The organism is Dyella sp. AD56 (assembly GCF_002878475.1).
Classification (GTDB): domain Bacteria; phylum Pseudomonadota; class Gammaproteobacteria; order Xanthomonadales; family Rhodanobacteraceae; genus Dyella.
This window is the reverse complement of sequence record NZ_NRDP01000005.1, coordinates 242141-255993: the sequence shown is the minus strand read 5'-3', so window position 1 is coordinate 255993 and position 13853 is coordinate 242141. Positions and strand designations below refer to the sequence as shown.

The following is a 13853-nucleotide window of genomic DNA, read 5'->3' as shown; positions in this document are numbered from 1 at the left end:
GTGCCCGCAGTACCGTTTCGCCAGCGCGGCGTGGCGGCCATCGAATTCGCCCTGATGCTTCTATTCGGCATCCTGCCGCTTCTGCTGCTCACGTTCACGGGCGTCATGATCTTCGCTGCCCAGCAGTCACTGTCACTGGCGTCTGCCGAGGGCGCGCGGGCAGCGTTGCAATACGGCTCCACAGCGCAGCGGCAAATGAACGCGTGCAATGCCGCGCAGCGCTCCATGGCCTGGCTACTCACGTACGCCAATGAGAACGCGAACTGCGCCACACCGAGCTCACCGGGTGGCACCTACGCGCCTATCGCGGTATCGGGTAGCGCGCCATGCCCAAGTAACGCTAGCGCGTTGTGCATCACAGTGGTCGCGTCGTTTGACTACAACAACCACCCATTCATTCCCGGCACCAGGACGCTGTACGGCTGGGCGCTGGGCACCAACCTCAGCAGCACGGCCACCGTGCAGCTGGATCCCACAGGCAGCTGAACCACCGCCGCACCGGAGACGTTCCAGATGCATAACGTGTCACGCATCGCAGCCATCCTGCTGGTCGTCCTAGCGACAGTGCTGGCGCTGGTCGCCTTTACGCTGGGCAAGCGCCGTCAGGACACGCCACCGGTCCCGTCGCCCGTAGCGACAGCACCGGCCGCACCGATCGTTCCGGCCAGGACGGCTCGCGTGGTGGTGGCCGCGCAGATGCTAGCGGGCGGCGAAGTGATCAGCGCCTCGTCCTTGCGCACAGTCGCCATGTCGACCGCACCGGAAGGGAGCTATGAGCAACCGGAATTGCTGGCGGGCGAAGTGCCACGCGTGAGCATTCCTGAGGGCACGGTGATTACCTCCGCTCTGCTTTCCAATCCCATCGCCATGCAGCTACGCCCTGGCGAACGCGCACTTGCCGTGCCGGTGGACGAGATTTCCGGCGTTGGCTATCGAGTGCAGCCGGGGGATTACGTCGATGTTGTCCTCACGCTGAAGATCGCCGAACCCGCGCCCAACGGCATAGGGATGGCCAAGGAGCATTCCGAAAGCCGACTACTCGCCTCACGCCTGCGCGTGCTGGCTTACGGGGTACGTGACCTACCACGCGTCGGGGCCGTGACGGCAGCGCCCGCATCCGGCAAGAGCGATGCAGCCGAACCACCACCCAAAATGGCTGTGCTCGCGGCGCCGCTGGACGATATCGACCCGCTGGTGCTCGGCGCGCAGAGTGGCAAGCTGTCCCTCGCACTACGGCACCCCGGTGACGAGGGTATGCCAAGCAATCTGCTGTTCCCGCTGCCGGCTACGGTATTGTCGCCGCGCAACGACCTCAACGGAGAGCAGCGCGGCTGGCTGGCATCGCCCGAGAATCGCGCCTATGCGGGCGTCGACGAACCCGGCCTGATCGGACGCTCGAAGACGGCAACACGCCCTGTACTACGTGCATCCTCGCCTGGCGGATTGGAGATCATTCGCGGCTCGACGGCCGCGTCGTCCTCGCATACGTCGCTGGCGGTGAATCCATGATCCGGCGGTACTGGATCGGCCTGCTTAGCATCGCGTTGCCGTTGGCTACAGGCCAAGCGGCCAGTGTCAGCGACGCAGCCATCGCGCTGCAGGTGCACGAGCAACGACCGTGGCATCTGCCCGGCGATATCGAACGCGTGGCGATCGCTGATCCCTCGGTGACCGACATCGTCATGCTCAAAGGCCAGCGCGATGCCTTGCTGGTCGGTAAGAAAGCCGGCGAAACCACTCTGTTGCTATGGCGGCGCGGCGATGCCACGCCACAGCGCCTGTCCGTGCAGGTGCGCAGTGCCGGGCAAGCTGCGTTGCAGAATGACAGCGGGCTGCAGATTGCCGTGCAGGACAACGAGGCCGTGCTGCACGGCCAGGCCGACAGCATGCTTGAGCACGAGCGGGGTGTAGCCGCCGCAACGAACGCCGTCGGCGAGAAGGGCTCTGTGATCGATGCGTCCAGCGTCTCCAGCGGTGGCGTGGTACAGGTGGAAGTGAAGGTGGTCGAGTTCGACAAGACCGTGATGAGCCAGATCGGCATCAACTTCAATGCCACCAACAATGGCTTCAGCTACGGCTTCACCTCACCGCTGACCAGCAGCACCAGCACGACCGGAGGCGCCATTTCCTCCGCCTTCAACCTGGTCATGGGCCACAAGAGCGCCAATGGCCTGCATGCGTGGAATGCCAACATCGACCTGCTGCAGAGCGATGGCATGGCGCGCGTGCTGGCCGAGCCCACGCTGGTGGCGCTGTCGGGCCAGAGCGCGAGTTTCCTCTCCGGCGGCGAGCTGCCCATTCCGGAGCCGCAGGGTCTGGGCACCACCACCATCGTGTACAAGCCCTTCGGCATCGGCCTCACGGTGACACCGACGGTGCTCGCCCCGGACCGCATCGCGCTCAAGGTTGCGCCGGAGGCCAGCGACCTCGACTACACCAATGCCGTTGTGCTTGGCGGCGTCTCCGTGCCGGCAATCACCACGCGGCGCGCCGACACAACGGTGGAACTGGGCGACGGTGAGACCTTCATCATCGGCGGCCTGGTCAGTCAGAACATCTCCAGCCAGGTGGACAAGATTCCCCTGCTGGGCGACATCCCGATTATCGGATCGTTCTTCCGCGATCTGAAGTACAGCCGGCAGGACAAGGAACTGGTGCTGATCGTGACGCCGCACTTAGTGCGTCCCATCGCCAGGGACACCAAGATTCCGCTGCCCGGTGAGCGCGAAGAAAAAAACAACCTGCCGGTGTGGGGCTCATGGCTGCTCAACCCCGCAGGTTCCGATCAACTGCCTGGCTTCTCGCGTTGAGGATATGGCGATGCAGGCGAATCCCACTGTAGTGACCCTCGCGAAGCCAACACTGGAGCCCACGCTGCTGCTGTACTCGCCCGACGAGAACAACGCGCAGCGCTTCTCTGCGCGCCTACGCAACCTGGTGACGTTGTCGTGGTGCGACAGCAACCAGTTCTCGGCCAGTCGCCGCGTACTGGACCAACATCAGCCTCGCCTTGTGCTGCTCGATTTCTCCAAGGGCTACACGGATGCATCCGCGGAGATCGCGCGCCAGCTGATGGCGCTCGATCCCGGCTTGACCCTGCTGGGTATCGGCGCGGCTGCGTCCGATCGCGGCGCGGGCGTGCTGGGTGCGATGCGCGCGGGTCTGAAGGAATTCATCGACATCGACGCAGGCGACGAGGAAATCCTCGAGCAGTTGAAGACCGCGCTGGAACAGCTGAAAACGGCTGCTTCGGGTCAGCCGGCCCGCGCTATGAAACGCGGACAGCTCGTGCTGGTGTGTGGCGTTCGCCCCGGCTTGGGTAGCAGTACCCTGGCGGCGCATCTAGGCGCGCTGGCCGCTTCCGCCAAACCGCAGACGGATGCGCCGGACAGCGCCAACAACGTGATGCTGCTGGACCTCGGCCATTCCAGCGGCGACGTCGGCCTTTACCTGGGCACCGGCGGCGACTTTCATCTTGACGACGCCCTGCGCAACGCCAATCGGGTCGACGCCACGCTGGTCCGTACCGCGGTGCCGCGCCATGCCAGTGGCACCGCCGTGCTTGGGCAGCCGCGCGAGCGGAACATCAGCCTCGCCGGCGCTGAAGTCGCTCCCTTGCTGGAGCGTCTGCTCTCTATGTTCGACCTGGTGTTGTGCGATCTCGACAGCCGCGCGCTGGACGACGTCGCTCACTCACTACTCAAGCTGGCCGATGAAATCTGGCTGGTGACCGACCAGTCGATTGGCTCAATGGTGGCGCTGGATGCGTGCCTGCGCCAACTGGAGCGCGCGCAAGCACGCGACCTGCGCGTGTCACTGGTGGTGAACCGCTACGACGAAGCCTGCGGCATTACCGGCATCCGCATGTCGGAACGCTTCAGTCTGCCATTGCTCGCCACCCTGCCGGAACGTTCGCGCCCTCTACGCGCGGCAGCCAATCGCGGCTCCCTGTTGCACGAAACCTCGCCGAATGATGCCTACGTACGCGCGCTTTCGCCCTTGCTCTCCCGCCTCCGCCTGCGCGTGAAGCGTGAGGCCGACAAGGGTGCCCTGAAAGCGCTGCTCAACCGAATGGGGGGTACCCTATGGAAACGCCGCTGAACTCGTCCAGTGCGTTGCTGGCCGCTGCGTTGCGCAGGGCCGACGTGTCGGCCCGACTGGACGGGGCGGACTTACCGTTCGAGCAAACCCAGCAGTTTCAGGATGTGCTGTCCGCCGCACACGAGTTCCTGCTGAATCGCATCGAAGACCAGCGCATCGACATCGCGTCGTGGTCGCGCAGCACCGTCACCAAGTACGTGGAGACGGAAACCGCGAGCTTCGTGCAGGAGTGGCGCATCCCGGTCAACGAATCGGAGATGCAGCAGGTATCCGGTGCACTAGTTAAGGAACTGACCGGTTTCGGTCCCCTCGACGACCTGCTGCTGGATGCAGACGTCGAGGACATCCTGATCAACGGACACGACGACGTGTACGTGTCACGTGGCGGCATACTCCGGCGCGAAAACATCCGTTTCAGCGACAACCACCATCTGCTGCGCATCGTGCGTCGCATCCTGGCACCGCTCGGACGTCGCCTGGACGACTCCAATCCCATGGTGGACGCGCGCCTACCCAATGGCGGTCGCCTCAACGCCATCATCGAGCCGCTGTCGGTCACCGGGCCCTGTGTCTCCATCCGCAAATTCCGCAAGGACCCATTCACCCCCGACGAGTTGCAGGAGAAAGGCACCTTCGATCGCGCGATCCGAACGCTGCTGGAAGCGATGGTGCTCGGTCGCTGCAACATCATCGTGTCCGGCGGCACCAGCTCGGGCAAGACCTCGCTGCTCAACGCACTGGCGAGCTTTATTCCGTCCCAAGAGCGTGTGATCACCATTGAGGACACTGCCGAGCTTTCGCTTAATCATCCGCACGTGGTGCGTTTGGAGAGCCGCCTGGGCAGCTTCGACGGCGAGGGCGCAGTGAGCATTCGCGACCTGGTGCGCAACAGCCTGCGTATGCGTCCCGACCGCATCGTGGTGGGCGAGGTGCGAGGCACGGAAGTACTGGAAATGCTGCAGGCCATGAACACTGGCCACGACGGTTCCATGTCCACCATCCACGCCAACTCGCCGCGTGATGCGCTGTATCGCCTCGAGATGCTCGCTGGTTTCGCCGGCTTCCAGGGCAGCGAGAACAGCCTGCGCCGGCAGATCGCCAGCGCGGTGGATTTCATCGTGCAGATCGCCCGACTCAGCAACGGCCGTCGCGTGATTTCTTCGATCACCGAAGTCACCGGCGTTGGTGACAACATCCTCACCACGCAGGACATGTACCGGCATGACCCGTTCGTCGACCGCGACGGTAAGGATGTCGATCGCTGGATGAGCCTGGGCCTGCAACCACACACCACCAAGCTGGAGCCGTTCCGGCAGATGCTGCGCGATAGCAGCGGGCCATTCGCATGATCCAGGCGCTTGCCCTTGCCGCCATCGCCCTGCTGCTGCTCGCCGGCGCGATCGAGCTCTGGTGGGGCAGTGCACTGCGATTGCAACAGCGCAAGAGCCTGGAGAACATCGAACAACGATTGGTCACGCAACGCCCGACTGAGCACCGGACGGTGCCACCACCTCTGCCCGGGCAGCGCAAGCGCGCGCTCCTACAGCGTGCCGACGGTTTGCTGATGCGTGCCAACCTGCCTGCAAACCGGGCTATCTACGCCGTCCTGGCTGCTTCCGGCTCTGTACTTTGCCTACTCGCCTGGTGGCGCATCGGCAGCGTGCTGGCCATTCCGCTGGTGCTCGGCTTGTATATCGCGCTGGTGTGGCTATGGCTGCGTCAGCGCATCGAGAAGCAGCAACAGAAGCTACTGGCGCAACTGCCGGATTTCCTGGACGGCATGATCCGCATGACCAGCGTCGGCAACAGCCTGCCGATGGCCTTCCAGAGCACCACCAAGTCCGTAGCCATGCCCTTGCGCGGTGTACTGGATCGCACTCTGTCTTCCATGCATGCCGGTGCCGATCTCGATCAAGCGTTAATGATGGCCTCGCGCCCCTACAACTTGGAGGAACTCTCACTGCTGCATGCCGTGCTGGGTATCGGCATGCGGGTGGGTGGCCGGGCGGACCATATCCTGCAGCGCATGGGCGATTTCATGCGCGATCACGCGCACGCCCGTGCCGAGCTGAAATCCATCACTTCCGAAACGCGTATGTCCGCTTGGGTTCTGGCGCTTCTACCGGTGGGCGTATCGGTCTTCATGACGCTAGTCGATCCCGGCTTCTTCAAGCCGATGTTCCAAGAACCGCTGGGGCACCGGTTCTTGCTTATCGCGCTCGCGCTGGAGGCGGGCGGGGGCCTATTGCTTTATCGACTGGCCAAATCGTTGTAGTCGCGCACAGCGCGTCAGTAGAGTCGATCACAGGGGGAGTGCCGTGGAAACGGGTTGGATCATGGTGATTGCTGTCGTAGCCCTGGTCGCAGGCTTAGCGCTGCTGGCCAACGAAGCCGTACGCCATGTCCGGCAACGCCGACTGGAAAGTCGCCTGATCGACCGCGCCCTGCTCGGCCCTCCTGTCAATGATTCTGCGGAGAGCTCGGGAGAGAATGCTGAAAGTGGCTGGCAGGTCCTCATGCGCTGGCTGGTCGTGCTGGGTAAACGTTTCGAAAGCAGCCGACTGGGGCGAGCGCTGATCACGCCGGAAGACCGGCTGTTGCTTGGGCAGATCAATAGCAACACTGGGGACGGGCGCGCCGTGTTCCTCGGCCTTCGGCTTGCATTGGCGATGGCCGTGCCATTGCCCGTGCTGCTATGGCTGGCACCGAGCGGCCTGCATGCATTCGCGATCTTCGTAGGCGCCGCGGCCTTTGGCCTGATCGCGCCCAAACTGGTACTGAGCATATGGGCCAAACGTCTGCGCAAGCGGGCCGATGATGAACTGCCGCTGCTGATCGATCTGTTGCGCCTCTTGCAGGGCGTGGGTTTCAGCGTGGACCAGAGCCTTCAGATGGTGGCGGATCGATTCCAGGAGGCCATGCCACTGCTTAGCCGCGAGGTAGGCGACGCCAATACGCTGTATCTGCGCGGCCGCTCGCGCATGCAGTCGCTACATCGGTTGTGCGAGTTCGATAACGACGGCCTAAAGAGCCTCGTGCAGATCCTGGTGCAGGTACACGAGCACGGTGGCGCGGTGCAAGAACCGCTGCGGCAGTTCGGGGACCGGCTGCGCGAGCAGCGAAAACTGCGCATGAAAGAACTGAGCGGCAGGCTATCCGTGAAGATGACGCTGGTCATGATGCTCACACTGATCCCTGCGCTCATGCTGGTGATGGCCGGACCCGCCGTCATTTCGCTCGTCGCATCTATGACCAAGCTTGGAGGACACTGACATGGCATCGCGCATCCACGTCGCTTACTGGATAACCACCGCGTCAGCCTGTGTGCTACTCGCTGCCTGCGGCAAGACGCTGGGTGGCTACCCTAACCACGCGCCAACGGCGTCACTGGTGGCGCCGAGCACCAGCGCACGCGATGACAAGACGGTGTACCTGGATCTGATCCGCCAGATGCAACAGCAGGGCGCGTATTACGCCTCGCTCGCGCACATCGATGCCTATCGGCAGCGTTACGGCGATGCGCCCGAGCTGCGTCGCCGTCAGGCCGATGCGCTGCGGGCGACGGGACAGCTGGACGCAGCGCGCACCATCTACCGCGGCCTGCTCAGCGGCGACCAGGCCGCGGCGGCGTGGCACGGACTGGGATTGGTCGATGCACAATCGAATAACCCGGTAGGCGCCGATGAGGCGCTGCTCAAGGCCACCGAACTCGAACCCGTGAACGCTGCCTACCTCAGCGATCTCGGCTACGCGCGCCTGTGCGCCGGGCAGGCGACCACTGCGAAAGACCCGCTGGCGATGGCGGCCGAGCTTGATCCAACCAATGCCAAGGTGATCGCCAATCTCGCCCTGTGGGCCATGCTGACCGGCGACACGACACGCGCGGACGCGATCATGCAGCGCGGGCAGTTACCTGCCAACAGCCAGGATGACGTACGGCGACTAGCGGTGCAGCTCGCCTCACGCCAGCGACAGGCCGCCGTGTCGCCTGCTCGCGTCGCGACGCCCATCGCCGCGACCACGGATATACGCAGCACATCCACCAAGGCGGACGTACCCGCCAGCATGCTGCAGCGTTTCACCACCGACGCCACCGCTTACGAGGCACGGCCATGATGCCATCGACGATTTGCATGCACGCACGATGGATCACCATCGCGTTGATCGCCTCTACGACATGCCTTGGCGTGAGCGCACAACAGGCGCCGATCACCGGACAAATGCTTGGGCCCACCGACTCACCCGCAGCCGCGAATGCGCCCGCCACTTCACCGACGCCTGCGCCCATCCAACCGACGCCGGTTGCCGATGCAACGCCCCAGATCGGTGACGTGACGAGGCAGTTACTCAGCATGCAGGCGCAGGGCACGCACGCAGGCAAGCTGCTGCCCATACCGGGCCAGCAAGCCTCGGCGAGTTATCAGCGCTACCTCAAGAGCTTCGAACACCCGATCCCCGAGTTCTATGAGGCCGCCGTGTCCAAGAACAGCACCGGCGGATCAGGCTCCTCCAGCACGCCGTGACCGCTATGCCACACACCTTCGACAAACGGAAATCTTGGTGTCGTGAACGCGGCGCGACAGCGGTCAGCATGCTACTGATGATGCTGTTTCTCATCAGCATGCTCGGCATGGTGGAGGTGGGTTATCTCTACTGGGCCAAGCGCGACACGCAGAAAGTGGCGGACCTTGCCGCGCTCGCGGGCGCGCAGCAGCTTACTGCCTGCGCATCGAACAACATGGGCAATACGGCGGCGAGCGGCAACGCGCTGATCGAGAACAAGTTCACCAGCCGCGGCACGCTGACGATCCAGTGCGGCACATGGGACCCTGTCGCCAATGCCGGCATCAGCGACCACTTCAGCACGACGGTAACGGGGTCCACACCCAATGCGGTGAAAGTGGTGGCACAACGCCCGGTGCTGCCCATCTGGGGTTTTGCCGGCAACCTGCCCAACGTCAGTGCCGAAGCAGTGGCATCCAGCCAGGAACCCACCGCGGTGTTCAGCATCGGCAGCACGCTGGCCACGGTGAGCGGCAAATCCCCACTAGGCCAAGCGTTGAGTGCCGTTGGGCTCACGATTCCCGAAGCATCCCTGGTGGGATACCAGGGGCTCGCCAATGCCACGATTACGCCGTCGGGCTTGCTCAACCAACTTGGTGTGCAGATACCGGCCAATATCAGCGCGGGCGGGCTCAATCAGCTTCTCGCCTCGTCGGTGCAGGCACATGCATTAATCGACGTGCTCAATGCCGTGGTCAATGCCGCAGGCCAACAGCAACTGCTGGGCGCCAACGTGACATTGGTCAACGCCGTAACCGCAGCGATTGGCAGTGCACCCGGACAGGTGACGCTGGGCTCCAACGGCCCGACGTCGGGTCTGTTTGCGCAAATCACGGCGCCGAACTCGGCCGGTTTGCAATCCGCGCTCAACGCTCAAGTCAGCGCGCTGCAACTGATCAGCACGGCGGTCGCCGTGGCGACGGGGCAGCACGCGTTGAGTGGCAACCTATCCACGCCGGCCGGCGCGATACCCGGGCTCAGCATCAGCACCGCGTTTGCGGTGATCGAGCCACCACAGATCGGCATTGGCGGTGTCGGTGCCACGGCATCGACCGCGCAGGTGCGTGCCTTCGTCAACGTGCAATTCAACTCCGCCAGTATCCCGCTGGTCGGGGCACTGCTAAGTCCGCTGGTATCGATCAGCCTCAACCTGCCCATCGCTATCGACCTGGTCAACGCGCAGGCGACGGTCGCCAGTCTTTGCACGTCGACGAACGGCAGCCCAGAGACGGCCACGTTCAACGTGACCTCGTCGATCCTGCAGATGTGCGTGGGTGGCATCACTCAGGCCAGCGCTTTCAGTACAGCGGGTAGTTGCGCGCAGATTCCCATTACCAACACCAACCCCTTGCTGACGGTGAAGGCTGCCGGTGCGGTGCTCGCCCAGGTGGGCAACCCGTTCACGCTGACTGGCCTGTCCGCTAACGGCACCGGCACACTCACCGCCGGTACGTCCGCCAACATTCCTTCCAATGGCACGACGCTGAACATCGGCACGGCCGTCAGCAACCTGTTCACGGCGCTGACGACTGCACTGATCACCCAGTCGACGACGCCGTCCAGCTCGTCGGGGATCTCCCTGCCTTTAGCGACGGATCTGTGGAACAACAACGTCGCATCCCATACGGGACTCACCCCAAACCTCAACCAGCTTTCGGCGGCGCTGAACCAGCTTTCGAGCAGTACGACGGGCTTGCAGGGTTTCCTGCAGAACACCACCAGCAGCGTTGGCAACATCCTCGGCAGCACGCTGACCCTCAACATACCGGGCCTGCTCACCGGTACGGGTAACCTGCTGGGCGGCGTAGTCAACCTGCTGGGCGGTGTCCTCACCCAGACAGTTTGTGCGCTGGGCAACCAGCCGTCCTGCATCGCGGCCATCCAGACCGCCATGAATGGTGGATCGACGTCGCTCCCCAACAGCCTGGTGGCGGTGCTTGGCTTCGTCGTACAGGCCTTACAGGGTCCACTGAACAGTCTGGGCTCCCAGGTCCTCACCCCACTGCTGACCAGCGCGTTGGGCATCGACCTGGGCGTCAGCACGGTGTCTCTGCAGTCATTGCAGTGTCACGGTGTGCAGTTGGTCTACTAGTTGGCGCCCGTTGTAAGCCCCGGCCCCTTGACCGCCCCGGGCAGACCCTTAGACTGTCCCGGATGGCCCGGCCATGGAGGGAGTGCGCGCCCAAGCGCGCCCCGGGGCCGGCCACGATCAGAGGGGAAAGACGGGATGAAGGCTTTGACTCGCAGCGCGAGCCCACGATGTGTGCTGTTCGCCATCGGCACCATGGTCCTCATGGCCACGTCGGCCTGCGCCAGCGCACCCGCCACGGCCAACAACCCGATGCCCCAGGCGGTGGCCGCTCCGGCCGCCACGCCGCCCAGGGTGCCGTTGAATACGGTCGAGAGCCTGCGTCAGCTGATCGATAACCACCAGCTCACCGAAATACGCACGACGTACAACAGCACCTACGGTGCAAGCCTGCTGTTCCGTCCGGAAACGCTGGGCTATTACGTGGTGCTGTTTCACGGCAAAGAGTTCTGGCGCGTGATGCAGACCGACTCCTTCGATGATGCCGAAAGCCTCTATCGCACCTTTGTGGCGCAGACACAGACGCTAGGCCAGGTCGAAATCGACACCTTGCGCCTGGATGCCGGCAACAAGTACGCCGAGCACATGATCTCGGTGAACGAGGCCAAGCTGCGTAGCCTGCAGCAGGATGCGAACAACCAGCAGCAACAAGCCCGCCAGGTGGCCGAGGCGCAGGAACAGTCGCGCCAGCAGGCCGTCACGCTCAGCAGCGATCTGCACAACACCAATGCACAGCTCGACGCGGTGAAGCAGCAGATCCGCGCACTGGAAGCCGTGCAGGCCAACCCGGCGCTGGTGCTGCCGACACCGGCTCCCGCACCGGCAAACACCACCGACGCGCCGACGACGCAGCCGCAACAGCAGCCACCCGCTACGCCCTGATTCGTCGGCGATAAGCTGGTCCACGAAACCGCCGCTGTCTTGCCGACGCGGCGGTTTTGTTTTTGGCGCTGCCGACGGCGTCAGTGGCGGGCGATAGACGCGCGATGCTGATTCAAGCGATCCAGCACGCTCTGAATGTAGTCCAGACTCTGCTTAGTGGTCTTTACCGAGGTTTCCGGCAGACGAATCTGCTCCAGCACGAGTGGCGCGGCTGGCGGCGCCTGACCGTGTGTCAGGCCGATGTCCAGGCTCGCAGCAATGCGGGTGAAGCCCGCCAGCGCCGGATCGGGTGCAGCGTCAGGATCAATAGGAACGGATGCTGCCGCCATGGCCTGAAGAGCCGGGGCATTGAGTTTCGTCGGTGCCTGCATGTCGCTCACCCTGGGGTCTGGACGCGTGAGCAATGGCAGGAGAGAAGCTGCCCCGGCATCGCGATCAGTCAGCGCATTGAGCTGGAAGATCTCCTCCAATGTTTTCAGTACGGAGGTGTGATCAAAAAGACCATGGTTCACACCTGCATCGACCCACGGCGACACGAGCACGGCCGGCACGCGAACACCATAGCGGCGGAAGTCGAAGGGATACGGATCGGAGGCGTGCCCCAAATTCAAGTCCGCATCACCCGGGGCGTCACATGTTGGCGGAATGACGTGGTCGAAGAATCCGCCATGTTCGTCGTAGGTGATCAATAGCAGTGACTCTACCCACACGGGCGAATTGCGGATGGTCTCGTAGACGTACTTGATCAACGCTTCTCCGCTGGAGACATTGCCCTTGGGATGCTGGGAGTTGCCGCCGTACATGTTGGTCAGAATGCTGTAGTCGGGCTCGATGAAGGTGTACGCGACCTCGTACTGCCCGGATTGGAGTTGGGTGGCGAAAGCGTCGTCCGGACTGTCTGGACTGATGGATGCAAAGTTCGCACTGTTGTCGATGAACGGCATGACATGACGTTTGACCGCTAACACCTGAGGCAACGCGTCGCCATGGAAGACCCGCCACGACAGGCCTTTGTCGTCGAGGCGGTCGTAGATGGATCCATTTTCGAAACTGAAGGCCGCCTCATCAAGGGTGACCCCCGCAAGCGACGTCAGTGCGCTCGGACTGTTCGTCAGCCCGCCGGACGAACCCGCGTGCACAAAGAACCGGTTCGGCCACGTGGGACCGGGCATGGATGAGTGCCAGTTGTCGAACACGGTAAACAACTGCGCAAGCTGCGTGAGCACAGGCACGCCGGCTTGGGTGAAACACGCCATCGTCTCCGGGCCGCCGCTCGCCACGAATCCCTGCATCGTCGGCACCGCCGAGGAGTCTCCGGTAAAGCCGTCCGGCGGCGGCGTCGAATAGAGCTGCTGCCAGACGTTTTCGAATTCGTGGCCTGGGTCCGACGCCGGCCGATCCGTTGCTCCATTGCTGGCTTGCACCGGTGGCAGAGGTGAAGCCGAAGGGTCCGGATTGCTCATCCCCGTCTTTACGCCGTCCACGCCGGGCAGATAGCCGAGCATGTGATCGAACGAGCGATTTTCCAACATGAGTACGAAGACGTGCTTGATGGACGCAGGCATGCATGGCTCCTAATCAATAGCGCTGTACGATGCGTATCCGGGCGCCTCTCTTGCTGACAGGGTGACGACCGCTTTCCTTGCTTCGGCGCGTCCATGCTGGCGCATTCAGCTCACAACGTTTTGAATACGTCGCGTACCGCCTGCAGCAAGAACCACGCGGCGACGGCGAGCAGTGACGGTGTGGCGATAATGCTGAGCGTGGAAGCCACGCTCAGAAAGTGACCGTGCGCCTTGCTGGGTTCGATTCCCCGCTTCTTCTCTACCACCCATTGCAGAAACTCGATCGCGAAGAAGCGATGGGCCAGTCCGCAACCGACGGCCAGCGCCATGAAGATGAAGCACCACTCGAACGACGACGATGCTTGCTTGAACGCATCCTGGCCATGATCCGCGGTCTTTTGCAGATAAGTGGCGAAGAAAGCGAGTACCACCGGCGCCAACAGTGAAAGTCGAACGACCTCCGCGCTAAACGCCACATAGCGATCATGGATGCCGAGGTCCACGTCGAAATCCCGGATGTCGCTCATCGCCCTCTCCGTATCCAGATGGCGCCCTGAAGTATTGGCAGGCGGCTTGCGGCTGTCGCTAGACCATTGGTGATACCGAAACGGGGTCAGAATGCACCGCTCCTATCACGGCAGGACCGGACCGCC

13 protein-coding genes are annotated in these 13853 nt (G+C 63.3%); 11 read left to right on the top strand and 2 right to left on the bottom strand.

Annotated features, from left to right (window positions below):
• From DyAD56_RS05655 to DyAD56_RS05605, 11 genes are all read left to right on the top strand, one after another.
• Nucleotides 1-486 (top strand): TadE/TadG family type IV pilus assembly protein, encoded by a 486-nt coding sequence (locus tag DyAD56_RS05655; protein WP_255409200.1) that lies wholly within the window; start codon nt 1-3, stop codon nt 484-486.
• 27 nt (nt 487-513) lie between these two features.
• The gene (cpaB, locus tag DyAD56_RS05650) at nt 514-1509 is read left to right on the top strand and encodes a Flp pilus assembly protein CpaB (RefSeq protein ID WP_102301760.1); all 996 of its coding nucleotides are present in this window, start codon (nt 514-516) and stop codon (nt 1507-1509) included.
• Nucleotides 1506-2810 (top strand): type II and III secretion system protein family protein, encoded by a 1305-nt coding sequence (locus DyAD56_RS05645; protein WP_102301759.1) that lies wholly within the window; start codon nt 1506-1508, stop codon nt 2808-2810. Before cpaB ends, DyAD56_RS05645 begins: the two co-directional genes overlap by 4 nt.
• Before the next feature lie 10 nt (nt 2811-2820).
• Nucleotides 2821-4101 carry a fimbrial protein gene (locus DyAD56_RS05640; protein ID WP_102301758.1) on the top strand — a complete coding sequence of 427 codons (1281 nt, stop codon included), beginning with the start codon at nt 2821-2823 and terminating at the stop codon, nt 4099-4101.
• The gene (locus DyAD56_RS05635) at nt 4086-5450 is read left to right on the top strand and encodes a CpaF family protein (RefSeq protein ID WP_102301757.1); all 1365 of its coding nucleotides are present in this window, start codon (nt 4086-4088) and stop codon (nt 5448-5450) included. The genes DyAD56_RS05640 and DyAD56_RS05635 overlap by 16 nt, the downstream gene beginning before the upstream one ends.
• Nucleotides 5447-6376 carry a type II secretion system F family protein gene (locus DyAD56_RS05630; RefSeq protein WP_102301756.1) on the top strand — a complete coding sequence of 310 codons (930 nt, stop codon included), beginning with the start codon at nt 5447-5449 and terminating at the stop codon, nt 6374-6376. Before DyAD56_RS05635 ends, DyAD56_RS05630 begins: the two co-directional genes overlap by 4 nt.
• Nucleotides 6377-6419: 43 nt before the next feature.
• Nucleotides 6420-7373: a type II secretion system F family protein gene (locus DyAD56_RS05625; protein ID WP_199178889.1), complete on the top strand. Its 954-nt coding sequence runs from the start codon at nt 6420-6422 to the stop codon at nt 7371-7373.
• 1 nt (nt 7374) lies between these two features.
• Nucleotides 7375-8217 (top strand): Flp pilus assembly protein TadD, encoded by an 843-nt coding sequence (locus DyAD56_RS05620; protein ID WP_102301754.1) that lies wholly within the window; start codon nt 7375-7377, stop codon nt 8215-8217.
• Between the two features lie 17 nt (nt 8218-8234).
• Nucleotides 8235-8624 carry a DUF3613 domain-containing protein gene (locus tag DyAD56_RS05615; protein WP_102301802.1) on the top strand — a complete coding sequence of 130 codons (390 nt, stop codon included), beginning with the start codon at nt 8235-8237 and terminating at the stop codon, nt 8622-8624.
• Nucleotides 8625-8629: 5 nt separating this feature from the next.
• Nucleotides 8630-10756: a TadG family pilus assembly protein gene (locus DyAD56_RS05610; RefSeq protein WP_102301753.1), complete on the top strand. Its 2127-nt coding sequence runs from the start codon at nt 8630-8632 to the stop codon at nt 10754-10756.
• A 135-nt stretch (nt 10757-10891) separates the two neighbouring features.
• On the top strand, nt 10892-11635 hold the full coding sequence (locus tag DyAD56_RS05605; protein WP_102301752.1) for a DUF2968 domain-containing protein: 744 nt from the start codon (nt 10892-10894) through the stop codon (nt 11633-11635).
• Nucleotides 11636-11715: 80 nt separating this feature from the next.
• Here the strand turns inward: DyAD56_RS05605 and DyAD56_RS05600 are convergent, their stop codons facing one another.
• Nucleotides 11716-13200 carry an alkaline phosphatase family protein gene (locus DyAD56_RS05600; RefSeq protein ID WP_102301751.1) on the bottom strand — a complete coding sequence of 495 codons (1485 nt, stop codon included), beginning with the start codon at nt 13198-13200 and terminating at the stop codon, nt 11716-11718.
• A 110-nt stretch (nt 13201-13310) separates the two neighbouring features.
• The gene (locus DyAD56_RS05595; RefSeq protein WP_102301750.1) at nt 13311-13727 is read right to left on the bottom strand and encodes a hypothetical protein; all 417 of its coding nucleotides are present in this window, start codon (nt 13725-13727) and stop codon (nt 13311-13313) included.
• Nucleotides 13728-13853: the final 126 nt, after the last annotated feature.